1 protein-coding gene is annotated in these 287 nt (G+C 41.5%); it reads left to right on the plus strand.

Annotation, left to right across the window (positions count from 1 at the left end; translation table 11 throughout):
• On the plus strand, window positions 1–287 hold a 287-nt coding region (locus tag H3V04_RS09175; RefSeq protein ID WP_373564730.1), incomplete at both ends, for a calcium-binding protein.

A 287-nucleotide genomic window follows, 5' to 3' on the forward strand; every position in this document is an offset into this window, starting at 1 on the left:
TGTAACCATACAAAATTTTTTCGATCTAAGCTATACCGACAATTGTGCATTTAACTTTGTCTTTGAAGATAAAGTATTAAGTGTTGATGATATTGCAGCCATGTCTTTTGCTATAGGCGGCACAGCAGGAGATGATGTACTCAGAGGCTGGGATTCAAATGATGTAATTGCCGGAGGGCCGGGCAATGATAAGCTTTATGGCGGCGATGGTATCGATAATCTTTTTGGCGGTAAAGGCGATGATGAGCTGTACGGAGGAAACGGAAATGATTATTTAAGTGGTGGTG

This window comes from Bifidobacterium sp. M0353, from assembly GCF_016100645.1.
In the GTDB taxonomy this organism is placed as follows: domain Bacteria; phylum Actinomycetota; class Actinomycetes; order Actinomycetales; family Bifidobacteriaceae; genus Bombiscardovia; species Bombiscardovia choladohabitans.